This window comes from Kribbella sp. NPDC023972 (assembly GCF_040639075.1).
GTDB lineage: Bacteria > Actinomycetota > Actinomycetes > Propionibacteriales > Kribbellaceae > Kribbella.
On record NZ_JBEZZH010000005.1, the window covers coordinates 453,320 to 467,988 of the forward strand.

Consider the following 14,669-nt stretch of genomic DNA (forward strand, 5'->3'; position numbering starts at 1 on the left):
ACAGTGATTACCGGACGCCGAGCAGGTGCTCCATCGCCAGCTGGTCCAGCCTCTCGAACCCGAGACCGCGCTCGGCCAGCGCGTCCGGGTCGTACTTCTCGTTGCGGAGGTCGTCGAGCGTCTCGCCGTCGCCCAGCGTGGGCTCGGACAGCTCGGCGACGCGGGCGGCGGCCAGCGCCTCCTGCACCTCCGGGTCGGCCCGGAACGCGGCCACCTTGTCGCGCAGGATCAGGTAGTTGCGCATCGACGCGCGGGCGGTCTCCCACACGCCTTCCTCGTCCTCGGTCCGCGGCGGCTTGTAGTCGAAGTGGACGTAACCGTCGTACCCGGGCCGGCCCTCGGACCCCTGCAGTACGTCGACTGTCCAGAACGCGCCGCGCAGGTTGCCGGCCCCGAAGCGCAGGTCCTGGTCGAATCGCGGACCGTGCTGCCCGTTGAGGTCGATGTGGTACAGCTTCCCGTGCCACAGCGCCTGCGCGATGCCGTGCGCGTAGTTCAGCCCGGCCATCTCCTCGTGCCCGACCTCCGGGTTGATCCCGACCAGCTCGGGGTCCTCGAGGTCGTTGATGAAGGCAATGGCATGGCCGATCGACGGGAGCAGGATGTCACCGCGCGGCTCGTTCGGCTTCGGCTCGAGAGCGAACCTGATGTTGTAGCCCTGCTCACGGACGTACGCCGTGAGCAGGTCCATCGACTCCTTGTACCGGTCGAGCGCGGCCCGGACGTCCTTCGAGCCGCCCGACTCCGCACCTTCACGACCACCCCAGAGCACGTACGTCGACGCACCCAGCTCGGCCGCGAGGTCGAGGTTGCGCAGCAGCTTCGACAGCGCGTACCGCCGTACGGAGCGATCGTTTGCGGTCAGGCCGCCGTCCTTGAAGACCGGGTGGGCGAACAGGTTCGTGGTCGCCATCTCCACCACGATGCCGGTGTCGGCCAGCGCCTTGGTGAACCGCTCGAGCACCTGCTGCCGGGTGTTGTCGTCGGGCACCAGATCGTCGTCGTGGAACGAGATCGCGGAGGCGCCCAGCTCCGCCAGCTTCTCAACCGCGTGGATCGGGTCCATCGGCGGCCGGACCGCCGTACCGAAGACGTCGACACCTTGCCAGCCGATCGTCCACAGACCGAAGGAGAACTTGTCGTCCTTGGTCGGGGTGTACGCATTCATTCGGGAATCTCCTGCCATTGACGTGAAGTCGAGCTGGCCTCGATCGCGGCCAGCACTCGCTGGACGCGCAGCCCGTCGGCGAACGACGGGGTCGGATCGGCGCCTTCGGCGATCGCGGTGACCAGGTCGACGGCTTGATGGGTGAACCCGTGCTCGTAGCCGAGCAGGTGGCCGGGCGGCCACCAGGCTGCGACGTACGGGTGGGCGGACTCGGTGGCGAGGATCCGGCGGAAGCCGGCCGTCTTCGCGTCCTCGGTCGCGTCGTAGAAGTGCAGCAGGTTCATGTCCTCGAAGTCGAACGCCAGACTGCCCAGGCTGCCGTTGATCTCGATCCGGATCGCGTTCTTCCGGCCGGTCGCGAACCGGGTCGCCTCGAAGACGCCCAGCGCGCCGGAACCGAACCTGGCCAGGAACACGGCCGCGTCGTCGACCGTCACCGGTCCGCGTTCGGTTCCCGCCGTACCGGCCAGACCGGAGTGCTCGGCGGCGACCGGGCGCTCCTTCACGAACGTCTCCAGCTGACCGCTCACCTCCGCGATGTTGTCGCCGGTGATGTACTGCGTCAGGTCGATGATGTGGGCGCCGATGTCGCCGAGGGCGCCCGATCCGGCCTTCTCCTTGTCCAGCCGCCAGGACAGCGGCGCCTCCGGGTCGGCGATCCAGTCCTGCAGGTACTGCGCCCGGACGTGCCGGATGGTGCCGAGCTTGCCCTCGGCAACGAGCTGGCGCGCCAGCCCGATCGCCGGCACCCGGCGGTAGGTGAACCCGACCATCGACCTGATCCCCTTGGCCGCCGCCGCCTCGGCGGCCGCGGTCATCGCCTCGGCCTCCTTGACCGTGTTGGCCAGCGGCTTCTCGCACAGCACGTGCTTACCGGCCTCGAGGGCGGCGATGGCGATCTCGGCGTGGCTGTCCCCCGGCGTGCAGATGTCGATCAGCTGGATGTCGTCGCGGCCGAGCAGCTTGCGCCAGTCGGTCTCGGTCTCGTTCCAGCCGAGCTTGGTCGCCGCGGCCGCGACCGCTTCGGGGTTGCGGCCGCAGAGCACGCTCATCTCCGGGTTCAGCGGCAGGTCGAAGAAGCGCGGCGCGCTCCGCCAGGCCTGCGAATGGGCCGCGCCCATGAACGCGTAGCCGATCAGGCCGATGCCCAGGTTCGTCATTTCTCTCCTCTTAGCTCTCGAAGGCGGTGGGCAGGTACTGGTCCACGTTGTCCTTGGTCACCACCGGTGCGTACAGCTGGATGGTGCGCGGCACCTCGACCTCCACCAGGTCGCCGAGGGCCTTCTTCTGCACCAGCAGCCGGGCCAGCCGGACGCCGTCCGCGCCCTGCGTGGACGGGTAGATGACGGTTGCCCGCAGCAAATTGGCGCCGGACTTGATGTCGCGCATCACGTTCGCCGAGCCGGCCCCGCCGACCACGAAGAACTCCTTGCGGCCGGAGTTCTTGATCGCCGCCATCACGCCGACGCCCTGGTCGTCGTCGTGGTTCCAGATCGCGTCGAGCTTCGGCGCCGCCTGCAACAGGTTGGCGGCGGCCTTCTCACCGGACTCGACGGTGAACTCGGCGGCGACCCGGTTGCTCACCTTCAGGCCGCAGTCGGCCAGTGCCTCCTTGAAGCCCTGGCTGCGGGCCTGGGTCAGCGGCAGCGAGTCGATCCCGGCGATCTCGGCGATCACCGCGTCCTTCTTGCCCTTCAGCTCCTGGCAGATGTAGGTGCCGGCGGAGATGCCCATCCCCTTGTTGTCACCGAGGATGGTGGTCCGGGCCGCGAACGTGCTGTCGAACTCGCGGTCCACGTTCACCACGGTGATGCCGGCCTCCATCGCCTTGATCGCCACCGGCGTGAGCGCCGCGCCGTCGAACGGCAGCAGCACGATCGCGTCCACCTTCTGGTTGATGAAGGTCTCCACCTGGCTGATCTGCAGGTTCACATCGTTGGTACCCTCGGCAACGATCAGCTCGATGTCGGAGTACTTCTTCGCCTCCGCCTGGGTGGCCTTGGTGATGGCGCCCATCCAGCCGTGGTCGGCGGCCGGCGCGGAGAACCCGATCCGGACCTTCTGCCCCGGCTCGTCGTTCTTCCCGGCCGCGACGCCGGAGTTCGCGGGCGGGTTGTCGTTCTTCTCGGCCTCCGGGGTGTTGCTGGTGCAGGCCGCCAGCGCGACCACGCTCAAGCCGGCGACGATCAGGGTTCGGACGGAACGTGCGGACATCATTGTCCTCCTTCTACGGGCGGGTGGTGCGGGCGGCGGAGACACGATCGCCTCCGGCCAGCCGCTGCTGGAGAAGAACGGCGATCACGATGATCAGGCCCTTGGCCACCGACTGGGCGGAGATGCTCAGGTTGTTCAGGGTGAAGACGTTGTTCAGGGTGGTGAAGATCAGTACGCCGAACACCGTGCCGACGATCGTTCCGCGGCCACCGGACAGCAGCGTGCCGCCGATCACCACGGCCGCGATCGCGTCCAGCTCGTACAACTGACCGTGGGTCGAACTGCCGGTCGTCGTCCGGGCCATCAGCATCACGGCGGCGATCCCGCAGCACAGTCCGGCCAGGACATAGAGCGCGACGGTGTGCCGCTGCACCTTGATCCCGGCGAGCCGGGCGGCTTCGGCGTTACCGCCGACGGCGAAGGTACGGCGGCCGAACGTGGTCCGGTTCAGCACCACCCAGCCGGCCGCGGCGACCAGCACGAAGATCCAGACCAGCACCGGTACGCCGATCAGCGACCCGCCGAAGAAGTCGACGAAGCCGTTCACCGAGATGATCTGCGTCCTGCGGTCGGAGATGATCTCGGCCAGGCCACGCGCGGCGGCCAGCATCGCCAGCGTCGCGATGAACGGCACGACCTTGCCGTAGGCAACGAGCAGTCCGTTGACCAGACCACAGGCCGCTCCGACCACGAGCGCCGTACTGACCATGAAGATCCAGTGGGCGTCGGTCGCCAGCTGCTGGGTCGCCAGCGTGGTGGCCCAGACCGAGGCTAGGGCGACCATTGCGCCGACGGACAGGTCGATACCGCCGCCGGTGATCACGAACGTCATGCCGATGCTGACCACGCCGATGACAGCGGCCAGCCGCAGGATGGTCAGCAGGTTGGCGCCCGTCGCGAAGGTGTCGCCGGCGGTGACGATGCCGACGAGGCAGAGCAGGACCAACGCCACCACCAGGCCGACGTTGCGTCCCATGCCGGTTCTCAGCGGGTTGCCGGACCGCGGCACCGCGGGCGGTGTGACGGTCGCTTGCGACGATGCGGTCTGCTCAGGGGGTCGGGCAACGTCCTCTCTCATGACACGGCACTTCCTTCCATCACCAGGTCGAGGACCTGGTGCTCGTCGATGTCTTGCGCGGGTCCGCTGTGCACGGCCCGTCCCTCCCGCAGTACGACGACCCGGTCGGCGAGACCGAGAACTTCCTCGACCTCGCTGGAGACCAGCACGATCGCGACCCCGTTGGCGGCCAGCTTGTGAATCAGCGCGTAGATCTCGGACCGCGCGCCGACGTCGACACCCCGCGTCGGTTCGTCGAGGAGCAGGACGCGGCAGTCCCGCAACAGCCACCGGGCCAGCACGACCTTCTGCTGGTTGCCGCCGGACAGGTTGCGGACCGGATGGTCCACGCCGGCCGGGCGGACATCCAGCGCCCTGGACAGTTCAGCGGCCGCTTCCCGCTCGGCCCGGCCGTTCAGGAATCCCCCGCTGGCGAACCGCTGCATGGTCGACACCGTGATGTTCTTGTAGACGGCCTCGTCCAGCAGCAGCGCCTGGCTCTTCCGCTCCTCCGGCGCCAGCCCGACGCCCGCCTTCACGGCGGCCTGCACCCGGCCCGGTCGCAGCGTCACGCCGTCGACCCGTACCGATCCGGCCGCTGCCCGGCGAGCGCCGTACACGGTCTCCAGTACTTCGGAACGGCCCGAGCCGACCAGTCCGGCCAGACCGAGGATCTCGCCGGCCCGGACGGTGAAGCCGATCCCGGCGAACTCGCCCGGCCGGGTCAGCCTGTCCACCTCGAGCACGACCGGCGCGGTACTGAGGATCTCCCGGCGGGGCGGGAAGACGTACTCGATCGAGCGGCCGGTCATCAACCGGATGAGTTCCTTGGTGGGCGTCTCGCGTGCGTCGAGACCGGTCGCGACGGTGGCGCCGTCCTTCAGCACGGTGACGCGGTCGCCGATCTGGCGGATCTCCTCGAGCCGGTGCGAGATGTAGACCACGGCGACACCGCGCGCGGTGAGGTCGCGGATGACCCGGAACAGGTTGGCGACCTCTTCGGGGTCGAGCACCGCGGACGGTTCGTCCATCACGATCAGGCGGGCGTCCCGGGACAGCGCGCGGGCCATGCTGACCACCTGCTGTCCCGCGGCCGGAAGCGAGCCGACCGTGCGGTGGACAGGGATCTCGCCGTGACCCAGACCGCGGAGGATCTCGCGGGCCCGGGCGGTCGCCTCGTGCCTGCGGCTGAAGCCGAACCGGGCCGGCTCGTGACCGAGAAAGATGTTCTCGGCAACGGTCAGCTCCGGGACCAGGTCGAGCTCCTGGTAGATCGCGGCGATGCCCCGCTGGATCGCGGCGGTCGGGGTGTTGAGCTGCACCTGCTCGCCGTTGATGTGGATCGTGCCGGCATCGGGCTGGTGGGCGCCGGTCAGCACCCGGATGAGCGTGGACTTGCCCGCGCCGTTCTGGCCGAGCAGGCAGTGCACCTCACCGGTGCGGACATCCAGGTCCACGCCGTCGAGGGCCCGGACCCCGGGGAACTCCTTGACGATGCCGGTCATCGTGAGCAGGTCCCTCATTGCGCCACCCCCGCTTCGGCCCGGCCGATCGTCGTCGGGTCGACGAAGACCTGGTCGAGCGAGATCTGCGCACCGCCGCGCACCGCCGCGGTGAAACCGAGCTCCGAGCGCACCACGCGGCAGCCGCCGCCGTCCGGGGCGATCACGCGCTCGCGGATCGCCGTCTCCAGTGGTTCCTCCAGCCACGGCCCGAGGACGGCGAAGTAGCCGCCGAGCACGAGCACGTCCGGGTTCAGGATGTTCACCAGGATCGCTCCCCCAATCCCCAGCCAGGTTCCGACCTCGTCCAGCGCGGTCAGCGTCCGCTCGTCACCGGCCTCCGCGCGCGCGGTGATCTCGGCCAGCCGCCGATCGACGTCCAGCGACGGATCGCGGACCGGATCGTCAGAGTCCGTTGCCTTGTGCAACAGTGCGGTCAAGCCGACGACCGTCTCCCAGCAGCCGGTCCGCCCGCAGCCGCAGGCCCGGCCGGCCGGCGCCACCGGCATGTGCCCGACCTCGCCGCTGTACCCGTGCCCGCCGCGGAGCAGATGCCCGTTCGACACCACCCCACCGCCGACACCGACCGCCCCGGTCAGCAGGACGATGTCCTGGACCGCCTCGGACTTCCGCAGCTCCGAGTACGCCGCCAGCGCCGCGAGGTTCGCCTCGTTGTCCACATGCAGCGGGTACGACGGCTCGCCCAGCCGCTCGCGCATCTCGCGGACGACCGGGATCTCGCCCCAGCCCAGGTTCGGCGCCAGCTTGAGCTCACCGGCGTCGACCTGAACCAGACCCGGTACGGCGAGGGTCACACCGGCGACCTGGCCACCTCGAGCGTCGACCGCCGCGACGGCTTCGCGCATCACCTCGGCCAGGCGGTCGAGCGTCGTACCCGGGTCGAGGTGGGCGACGTCCAGCGGGACACGTCGTTCGCTGACGGTGTCGCCGGACAGGTCGAGGGCGGTGACGGCGAGGTAGTCGACGTTGATCTCGGCACCCACGCCGCAGACTCCGGTGCCGTCGAGCTCGACGAGCTGGCCGGGGCGCCCGAGTGCGCGGGTGGAGTCGGCCGGGCCTTCGCGGAGCAGGCCTCGCTCGACGAGCTCGGCGACCAGGCTGCTCACGGTTGCCTTGTTGAGGCCGGTGTCGGCGGCGATCCGCGCCCGGGAGCGTGGGCCGAGGTCGCGGACGTGGCGCAGGACGACGGAGAGGTTGTTACGGCGGAGCGAGACGTGGTCGGCGGCAACGACCCGGTTTCCCCGGCGGCGGCCGTCCGTCAGCGTCATACGAAACCCCACCCCACCAGTCGTCGTGAGCCCGTTGACAGACTTTGTCTGTTGAACCAACAAACTAAGTACGGCGCTGAAGCGGCGTCAAGATGTTGCGACGGTGTATTTGCCAACCCACCCCGACAGCCCCGACCAGGTGTCGCCGACCGTACTGGGCAAACGCTCTCTCTGACCAGAGCCTGCGTTGGTTCCGGAACTTGCGTACTGGCCGTTCAACTCTTGCGCGACCTATGAAGCGTTTGTACTCTCGCCGCACCTCTCCTGCCCGCCCCCATCAGGAGCTTCAGATGACCCTTTCCCGGCGCGCTTTCCTCGCCGCCACCGCCGCGACCACCCTGGGCGGCACGCAGCTCGCCTCCGCCACCAGCCCGCCAGGGGATGTGGTCGGCAAGGTGGTGCGACACGGCCGGCCCGGCTACCTGGACGTGTACCACGCGTTCCAAGGCCAGGCACCACTGAGCTCGGTGCGGCCTACACCTCCGACGCTCTAGAACAACTCGAGGCTGTCGGACGCCAGGGTGATGACCGCGTCGTCGAGGTAGAGACGGCAGGCGATCGCGTGGCCGGCGCAGGTGAGCAGGGCCGGGCCGGCCGCGTCGACGACGCGGTAGGCGACCGGGTGCTCACAGCGCTCGACAGCGCCCTCGTTCGTGCGGTGGCAGCCGAGCACGTGGCAGGTGACGGTCTCGCCGACGTTCATCAAGGTGAGGCCGTGCTCGGGGCAGACGCCCCAGCCGACACCGCACGGCTGACCTTCGTTCGCGGCCAGTCGAATCAGGCTGCCCGCGGTCGCCTCCAGCTCACCGGCGATGGACCGAAAGGTGCTGGCGGCCTGGTCGAGGTCACGGCGGAAACGCCGCAACTGAGGGGTTTCCGGCATACCGCGGGTGGCCGCCTGCAGGTTCTCCGACAGTGCCATCGCGGCGACAGCGATCTCGTCGACCCGGACGGGTGTGTTGAACTCGCCCAACGTGGTGCCGTTCGTCCGGCCGTTGGTGCGCGGCGTCCACTCCTCCGCGGGCTGAGCGGTTTCGTCCGGCTCGGCGGTCTCGCCCGCCGCGAGGTCGTCCATCTGAGACTCCGGTTGCGGAGCGTGACCATTGGTCCCGTTCGCCGCCGCGGTCCCGTTCACCGGGAGCCGGCTCTCCTGCGCTGTCCGCCCGTTCATACAGCCTCACTCGTCTGGTGCCTGGCCATCGCCATGCCCGCCCCCTGATGTGCCTCCGGTGGCCGATCGTGCCATGTCTCCGGTGCCCACGACCAGAGGAAATCACTCCGCGTCACGCACCGCTCCCCCTCCCTTGCACAACGCAACGATCCGCACCGGACTCCGGGCAGCTTCCCCACTCTACGTCGGCATAACCACACGCTGAGCATTCCTCAACGCTGCTGTAACATTTCGCACTGAGGGTCACCGCCGGGTAGCAGTCAGGTGCTGCCGGAGGAACTCGACGGTCCGGGCGCGGGCCTGCACGGCCGAGTTCGGCGGGTTCTCCCGCAGCTCGCGGGTGAGCACCGAGTGAGCCGTCCTGCCGTAGCCGTCAGGATTACCCGGACCGCTGTCGAGCTCGATCACCTCGAACGCGTCGCCGAGCTGTTCGCGCAGCGTGGTGAACCGTTCGGCCGGTGACATCCGGTCACGGCTGAACCGCAGCCCCAGCAGGCACAGACCGCCCGTCCGCGTCCGCTCCTTCACCACCTCGAGCTCCTGCCGGGACACGCCTGCGTCGCGGCGCAGCCCCGGGGTCACCGCGAACGGCGTGGACGGCTGGCTCAGCACCGGCGCCAGCACCGCATCCTCCACCGCGGTGGCCAGCGCGAAGCCGCCGGTGAAGCACATCCCGATCACCCCGACGCCGCGTCCCGGCGTCCGCGCGGCGAGGTCGGCGGCGACGGCCCGCAGGTACTTCGTGATCGGCCGCTCGGCGTCGGCCGCGAACGCGCGAAACTCCTTCGCGACACACATCCGCGCGATCACCCCCAGCGCGTAACCGGTCGTCTCGCGGCGTCCCGGCGTACCGAACGGAGAAGGAATGACGACGGTGAACCCCTCCCCGACGAGATGATCACCGAGACCGAGCACCTCCGGCGTCAGCCCGGGAATCTCGGGAATGAGCATGCCCCCCGGCCCTTCGCCCTTCTCGAAGCAGTCATAGGTCAGCCCCGCCCCCGTGAACGGCGCTCGCCGCCAACCGCTCAGATCGGAACTCGGTGCCGCCATCCACGCCTCCTCGACAATGAGGCGCAAGCTTAGAGCGCACGGACGGCGGCAAGCTTGCAGCTTTTGACATCGGGCTGGACGCGGATACCGGACCAGTCCTCTGGCATACTCCGCTCGACTATCACTTTCAGACCCTTGGGGGGGTCCCCTTGTCTGTCCGCCCTGCTCAACTGCTGCGCCTGGGCATTCCCGCGGCCATGGTTGCGGCGACGCTGGTGGCGGTGACCGGTTCCTCCGGTACCGCCGACGTGTCGACGCAACATCGTCCGTTCCAGGCGAAATTCCATCCCGACCGCACCACCGGACCCGCGTACGACGCGAAGTCCGTGATCGTGCAGTTCAAGCCGAAGGCAACGACCTCGGCCCGAAAAGCCGCGTTGTCCAAGGCCAAGGCCAAGCCAGACGTGTCTGTCACCTCGGACGTCGTCACCATCACCGGTGACGTGCCGGCTCCAGAACTCCTGAAGAAGGTCAAGGCCGAGCCGGCGGTCGAGCTTGCCTCCCTCAACTATCTCCGGCGGAAGTCCGCCACGCCGAACGACTGGCTCTACACCAACTACCAGAAGTACCTGCCGACCGTCCGGGTCAACGCGGCCTGGGATCTGTCCAAGTCCGCCGGCGCCCAGGTGATCGGCGTACTGGACACCGGCGTCGACGCCGGTCACCCGGACCTGGCCGGCCACCTGCTGCCCGGCTACAACACCTTCAACACCGCGCTGCCGCCCAACGACGGCGACGGCCACGGTACGGCGGTGACCGGCATCATCGCGGCCGGCACCGGCAACTCCATCGGCGTCGCCGGGGTGGCCTGGAACGCGAAGGTCCGGCCGGTGAAGGTGCTCGACGACACCGGCAGCGGCAGCGACGCCACTGTCATCAACGGCATCAACTGGGCGGTCAAGAACGGCGTCCGGGTGATCAACATGTCGCTCGGCGGCGAAGGCGACAACCCGATCCTGCACACCGCGATCAAGAACGCGGTCGCGAAGGGCGTCGTCCTGGTCGCCGCGGCCGGCAACACCGGCATCTCCGATCCGCACTACCCAGCCGCCTACCCGGAGGTCCTCTCGGTCGGCGCCACCAACTGGTACGGCGCGCTGACCGACTTCAGCACCTACGGTGACCCGGTCGACATCGCAGCCCCCGGCTTTGACATCACAAGCACGGCACCGCGGGCGCAGACCCCGAGCGGCTATGAGCCGTACTGGACCGGCCTGTCGGGTACGTCGTTCTCGTCCCCGATCGTCGCAGGTGTCGCGGCGCTGGTGCGGAACAAGTGGCCGTCGTTCACCCCGGCGCAGGTCATGGCCCGGCTGAAGGCGACCGCCCGGGACGCGGGTCCGCGGGGTAACGACCCGTACTACGGCGCGGGCATCCTGGACGCGTACTACGCCCTGGGCGGCAAGTGGACCACCGACTTCCCGGTGGCCGGTGCCGACGGCAACGACCAGCCGACCCGGGCGCGGGCGCTCACGACCCCGGTCAGCTCGACATTCGGTGTCGAGGGGGACGTCGACTGGTACGTGGTGACCTCGGCCGCGGCCCGCAACCTCAAGGTGTCGCTCACGGGCTCGGAGTTCGACCTCGACCTCCCGGTGAACATCGGTCCGCGCGTCGAGGTGTACAACTTCGACCTGGAGCGGCTGGCGACCGCGGTGAACCCGTTCCCGGCGAACCCGACCGTGCCCGCACCGCTGACCGCGACCGCGAACGTCAGCGTGGCCGCGGGCTCGACGTACATCGCCGTCCGCAACGACAACGGGTCGCGGGACACTCGCCCGTACACGCTGAGCGTCACCGAGGGAGGTTCGGGCGGCACGAGTCCTGGGACCGCGTACCCCGTGCGTGACGTCGAGCCAGCCGACATGTCGGCGGTTCAGCCCGTGACCACCAAGCCGGTGGTGACGTTCGCGCGTCCGGTGCTCGCGACCAGCGTCACGCCGAGCACGGTGCGGCTGGTGAACGGCAAGACCGGTTCCACCGTGGGCGCCACCGTCCAGTACGACGAGGCGACCAAGAAGGCCGAGATCACGCCGACCGCTCCGCTGCTCGACAACGCGCCGTACCGGATCGTCGTCAGTGGGGTCCAGGAGGCCGGTGGCACGCCACTCGCAGCGTTCAGCAGTGTCTTCTCGACGATCGACCAGGTGCCGGCGGCGCCGGTGTTCGACGCGAACGGCGCGTACCTGGCCGCGAACCTGGCGTGGAAGCTCTCGCCGATGTCGGATCTCGACCAGGTGATCGTGCGCCGCAACGCCGGGAACGCGGTGCCGACGCTGACCACCGGCACCCTCGTCTACGCGGGTACGGCGTCAGCGTTCAAGAACACCGGGCTCGCGCAGAACACGACGTACACCTACGCCGCCTGGGTGAAGGATCGCAGCGGCAAGGTCAGCCCGGCGGCGGTGTCGCGACTGTGGGGGGTGAAGACAGGCATCGCGCTGTCGACGACGCTGCTCAAGTACGGCGGCTCGGTCACGATCAAGGGCAGCACGCTGCCCGCCAACGGACCGCTCGCCGGGCTGCCGGTCAACCTGTACGTGCGGCCCAAGAACGTGTCCACGTTCAAGCTGCTCGCGGCGCTGAAGACGTCGTCGACCGGGAACATGTCGTTCGTGCACAAGCCGGCGGTGTCGTCGGTGTACATGCTGACGTTCCCGGGCAACGCCGACATGATGGGGACCCGGACGCCTGACGTCACCGTGCAGGTGACGCCGACGATCTCGGCCACGCTGTCGCCGACGGCGATCAGGCTCGGCGGGACGACAAAGTTCAGTGGGTACGTCGCTCCGGCGCACTCGGGCAAGTACGTGTACCTGCAGCAGTACGGCAACAAGACCTGGAAGTCGATCGCCTGGGTCAAGCTGAGCACTTCGGGTGCATACGCGTTCGGGATCAAGCCGGCGGTACGCGGTCAGATCGCCTACCGGGTCTGGTTCCCCGGCGATGCCGACCACACGCAGGTGTTCACTCCGAACAAGATCCTCACCATCAGCTGAATCAGTGGTTGAACAGTCCGCCCCGGCCGGTTGGCCGGGGCGGACTGCGTTTCATGGCGCGTAGTGCTGGACGGCTCCGCCCTTGGAGAGGTCGACCAGGGTGTGGGCGAGGTCCTTGGCGTCGGCGAGGACTTCCTCGAGGTTCATCCTGGTGAGTCGGCGATCGCGCACGACGACCTCGCCGGCGACCAGCACGGTCACCACGTCGGACGAGCGGACGGAGTACACGAGAGCTGCTCTGGGGTCGTGCACGGGCTGGCAATGCGGGCCGGACAGGTCGATCAGGGCGATGTCGGCTTGGCGGCCTGGCTCGAGTGCGCCGCTCTGGTCGGCGAGGCCGGCCGCTGCGGCGCCTCCCCTGGTGGCCAGGCGGAGGGTGTCGGACACGTTCATCCACTCGGCGTCCTGCTCGCGTTGCTTCTGGGTCAGCGCGACCAGGCGCAGCGATTCCCAGACGTCGAGCGTGTTGTGGACGGCAGCCCCGTCAGTGCCGACGCCGACTCTCACCCCGATGGACTGCAGGCCTTTGATGGGCGTCACCGTGCCCATGGCGAGCTTGAGGTAGACCTTCGGGCAACTGGCGACGGTCGTGCGGTCGGCGAACTGCTCGAGGATGGGCAGGTCGGCTTCACGGATGCCGCATCCGTGGGCGATGAGGGCTCCGGCGTCCAGCACGCCGGTCCGCTCCAGCACCTGCATCGGTGTCACGCCGAGCCGGTCGACGGACGACTGCGTCTGGTCGTCGGTCTCCGCGGCGTGGAGGTGGAGGCGGAACCCTTCGGCTCGTGCGATGTCCGCCGTACGACGTAAGTCCTCGTCGCTGACCGTGTACGTCGCATGCGGGCCCAGGCTGGCCGTGATGCGCGGGCCTCGGGTGCGGAGGCCGCGGGCTGTGGTGATGGCGGCTTCGATGACCTCCGGGCCAGCCGACGAGAAGAAGGTGGGGGCGAGGTCGGCGCGGATCCCGGCTTCGAGCGCGGCTTCGGCGATCTGGTCGGCGTGGAAGTAGTGGTCGACGTACGTGGTCACGCCGGCGAGCAGCATCTCCGCACAGGCGAGACGTCCGCCGACGCGGACGCGCTCGGGCGTCAGGTTCACCTCCATCGGCCAGATCCGCTGGTTGAACCAGTCCTCGATCGACAGGTCCTCGGCCGCTCCCCGCATCATCACCATCGGACTGTGCGTATGCGAGTTGACCAGCCCCGGCACCGCGATCAGCCCGGTCCCCTCGACCACCTCCGTCGGATCGGCACCCCGGGCGGCTTCGGCCCTCGCGGACTCCGGGCCCGTGCCGGTGGGGACGATCGCGGTGATCTGACCGTCGTGGATGTGGATGTCCTGGGACTCGTCGACGCCGCAGTCGCCGGACTCGGGGACGATCAGTACGGAGACGTTGCGGATCAGCAGACGAGGCATCCATCCTCCAGCCGGTAGGTCGACGTACCGCAGTCTCCCCCATCCGCCGGTTCGTCCGGCCTCAGGCGGGAATTCAGGGGAACACCTGTTCGAATCTCGGGTATGGTGGATGTATGGCTGCTGATCTTCAGGGCTCGTTACTGGACGCGTTCGAGGATCCCGCGCTGGGTTCGCTGGACGGGATCCAGCGGACGGACCTCGGCCTGGGCGCGTGGATCGACGTACTGCCGCGGTGGCTGACCGGGGCGGATCAGGTGTACGAGCGGTTGGCGCGAGACGTGCCGTGGCAGGCGGAGCGACGGCAGATGTACGACCGGGTCGTCGACGTACCGCGGCTGCTCTGCTTCTACGGGGAGAATGAGGAACTGCCGCTGCCGATCCTCGACGAGGCACGCGACCGGCTCACCGCCCACTATGCGGAGGAGCTGGGCGAGCCGTTCCGTACGGCCGGCTTGTGCTTCTACCGCGACGGCCGGGACAGCGTCGCCTGGCACGGCGACCGGATCGGGCGCGGCAACCACGAGGACACGATGGTCGCCATCCTCTCCGTCGGCGAACCCCGCGTTCTGGCACTCCGTCCGCGCCCAGGCGCCGCGACCGGCCCAGTCGGCTCAACCGTCCGCTACCCCCTGGGCCACGGCGACCTCATCGTCATGGGCGGCTCCTGCCAGCGCACCTGGGAACACGCCATCCCCAAAGCCACCGGCCACAAAGGCCCCCGCATCAGCATCCAGTACCGCCCCCACAACGTTCGCTGACCGGCTTCCCAGCGGCGGACGTTCCCCGTGGGGTCGCGCGCG

At 69.0% G+C, this 14,669-nt stretch carries 12 protein-coding genes; 3 read left to right on the top strand and 9 right to left on the bottom strand.

Features of this window, described 5'->3' with window-relative positions:
* Positions 1-7: 7 nt before the first annotated feature.
* Genes xylA through AB0F43_RS22775 form a run of 6 tightly spaced genes read right to left on the bottom strand, consistent with a single transcriptional unit; the run spans position 8 to position 7,230 of the window.
* The gene (gene xylA / locus AB0F43_RS22750; protein ID WP_360480094.1) at positions 8-1,168 is read right to left on the bottom strand and encodes a xylose isomerase; all 1,161 of its coding nucleotides are present in this window, start codon (positions 1,166-1,168) and stop codon (positions 8-10) included.
* Positions 1,165-2,328: a Gfo/Idh/MocA family oxidoreductase gene (locus AB0F43_RS22755; RefSeq protein WP_360480096.1), complete on the bottom strand. Its 1,164-nt coding sequence runs from the start codon at positions 2,326-2,328 to the stop codon at positions 1,165-1,167. Before AB0F43_RS22755 ends, xylA begins: the two co-directional genes overlap by 4 nt.
* Positions 2,329-2,338: 10 nt before the next feature.
* On the bottom strand, positions 2,339-3,382 hold the full coding sequence (locus tag AB0F43_RS22760) for a substrate-binding domain-containing protein (protein ID WP_360480099.1): 1,044 nt from the start codon (positions 3,380-3,382) through the stop codon (positions 2,339-2,341).
* A gap of 13 nt (positions 3,383-3,395) precedes the next feature.
* Complete coding sequence (locus tag AB0F43_RS22765; RefSeq protein ID WP_360480102.1) at positions 3,396-4,460, bottom strand: ABC transporter permease; 1,065 nt, start codon at positions 4,458-4,460, stop codon at positions 3,396-3,398.
* Positions 4,457-5,962, bottom strand: coding sequence for a sugar ABC transporter ATP-binding protein (locus AB0F43_RS22770; RefSeq protein WP_360480105.1), 1,506 nt, complete (start codon positions 5,960-5,962; stop codon positions 4,457-4,459). Before AB0F43_RS22770 ends, AB0F43_RS22765 begins: the two co-directional genes overlap by 4 nt.
* Positions 5,959-7,230: an ROK family transcriptional regulator gene (locus AB0F43_RS22775; RefSeq protein WP_360480108.1), complete on the bottom strand. Its 1,272-nt coding sequence runs from the start codon at positions 7,228-7,230 to the stop codon at positions 5,959-5,961. The genes AB0F43_RS22770 and AB0F43_RS22775 overlap by 4 nt, the downstream gene beginning before the upstream one ends.
* A 290-nt stretch (positions 7,231-7,520) precedes the next feature.
* On the opposite strand from AB0F43_RS22775, the gene AB0F43_RS22780 reads away from it, so the two are divergent.
* Complete coding sequence (locus AB0F43_RS22780) at positions 7,521-7,724, top strand: hypothetical protein (protein WP_360480111.1); 204 nt, start codon at positions 7,521-7,523, stop codon at positions 7,722-7,724.
* Here the strand turns inward: AB0F43_RS22780 and AB0F43_RS22785 are convergent.
* Together AB0F43_RS22785 and AB0F43_RS22790 are read right to left on the bottom strand one after the other, a co-directional pair.
* Complete coding sequence (locus tag AB0F43_RS22785; protein ID WP_360480114.1) at positions 7,721-8,401, bottom strand: hypothetical protein; 681 nt, start codon at positions 8,399-8,401, stop codon at positions 7,721-7,723. The two genes, AB0F43_RS22780 and AB0F43_RS22785, sit on opposite strands and share 4 nt — an antisense overlap.
* A gap of 243 nt (positions 8,402-8,644) precedes the next feature.
* Positions 8,645-9,454 (bottom strand): dienelactone hydrolase family protein, encoded by an 810-nt coding sequence (locus AB0F43_RS22790; protein ID WP_360480116.1) that lies wholly within the window; start codon positions 9,452-9,454, stop codon positions 8,645-8,647.
* Between the two features lie 149 nt (positions 9,455-9,603).
* On the opposite strand from AB0F43_RS22790, the gene AB0F43_RS22795 reads away from it, so the two are divergent.
* On the top strand, positions 9,604-12,453 hold the full coding sequence (locus AB0F43_RS22795) for a S8 family serine peptidase (protein WP_360480119.1): 2,850 nt from the start codon (positions 9,604-9,606) through the stop codon (positions 12,451-12,453).
* A 51-nt stretch (positions 12,454-12,504) separates the two neighbouring features.
* On the opposite strand, the gene AB0F43_RS22800 is transcribed toward AB0F43_RS22795, so the two are convergent.
* Complete coding sequence (locus AB0F43_RS22800; protein ID WP_360480122.1) at positions 12,505-13,869, bottom strand: amidohydrolase; 1,365 nt, start codon at positions 13,867-13,869, stop codon at positions 12,505-12,507.
* A gap of 113 nt (positions 13,870-13,982) precedes the next feature.
* On the opposite strand from AB0F43_RS22800, the gene AB0F43_RS22805 reads away from it, so the two are divergent.
* A complete protein-coding gene (locus tag AB0F43_RS22805; protein WP_360480125.1) occupies positions 13,983-14,627 on the top strand; it encodes an alpha-ketoglutarate-dependent dioxygenase AlkB in 645 nt (214 codons plus the stop codon).
* Positions 14,628-14,669 lie beyond the last annotated feature (42 nt).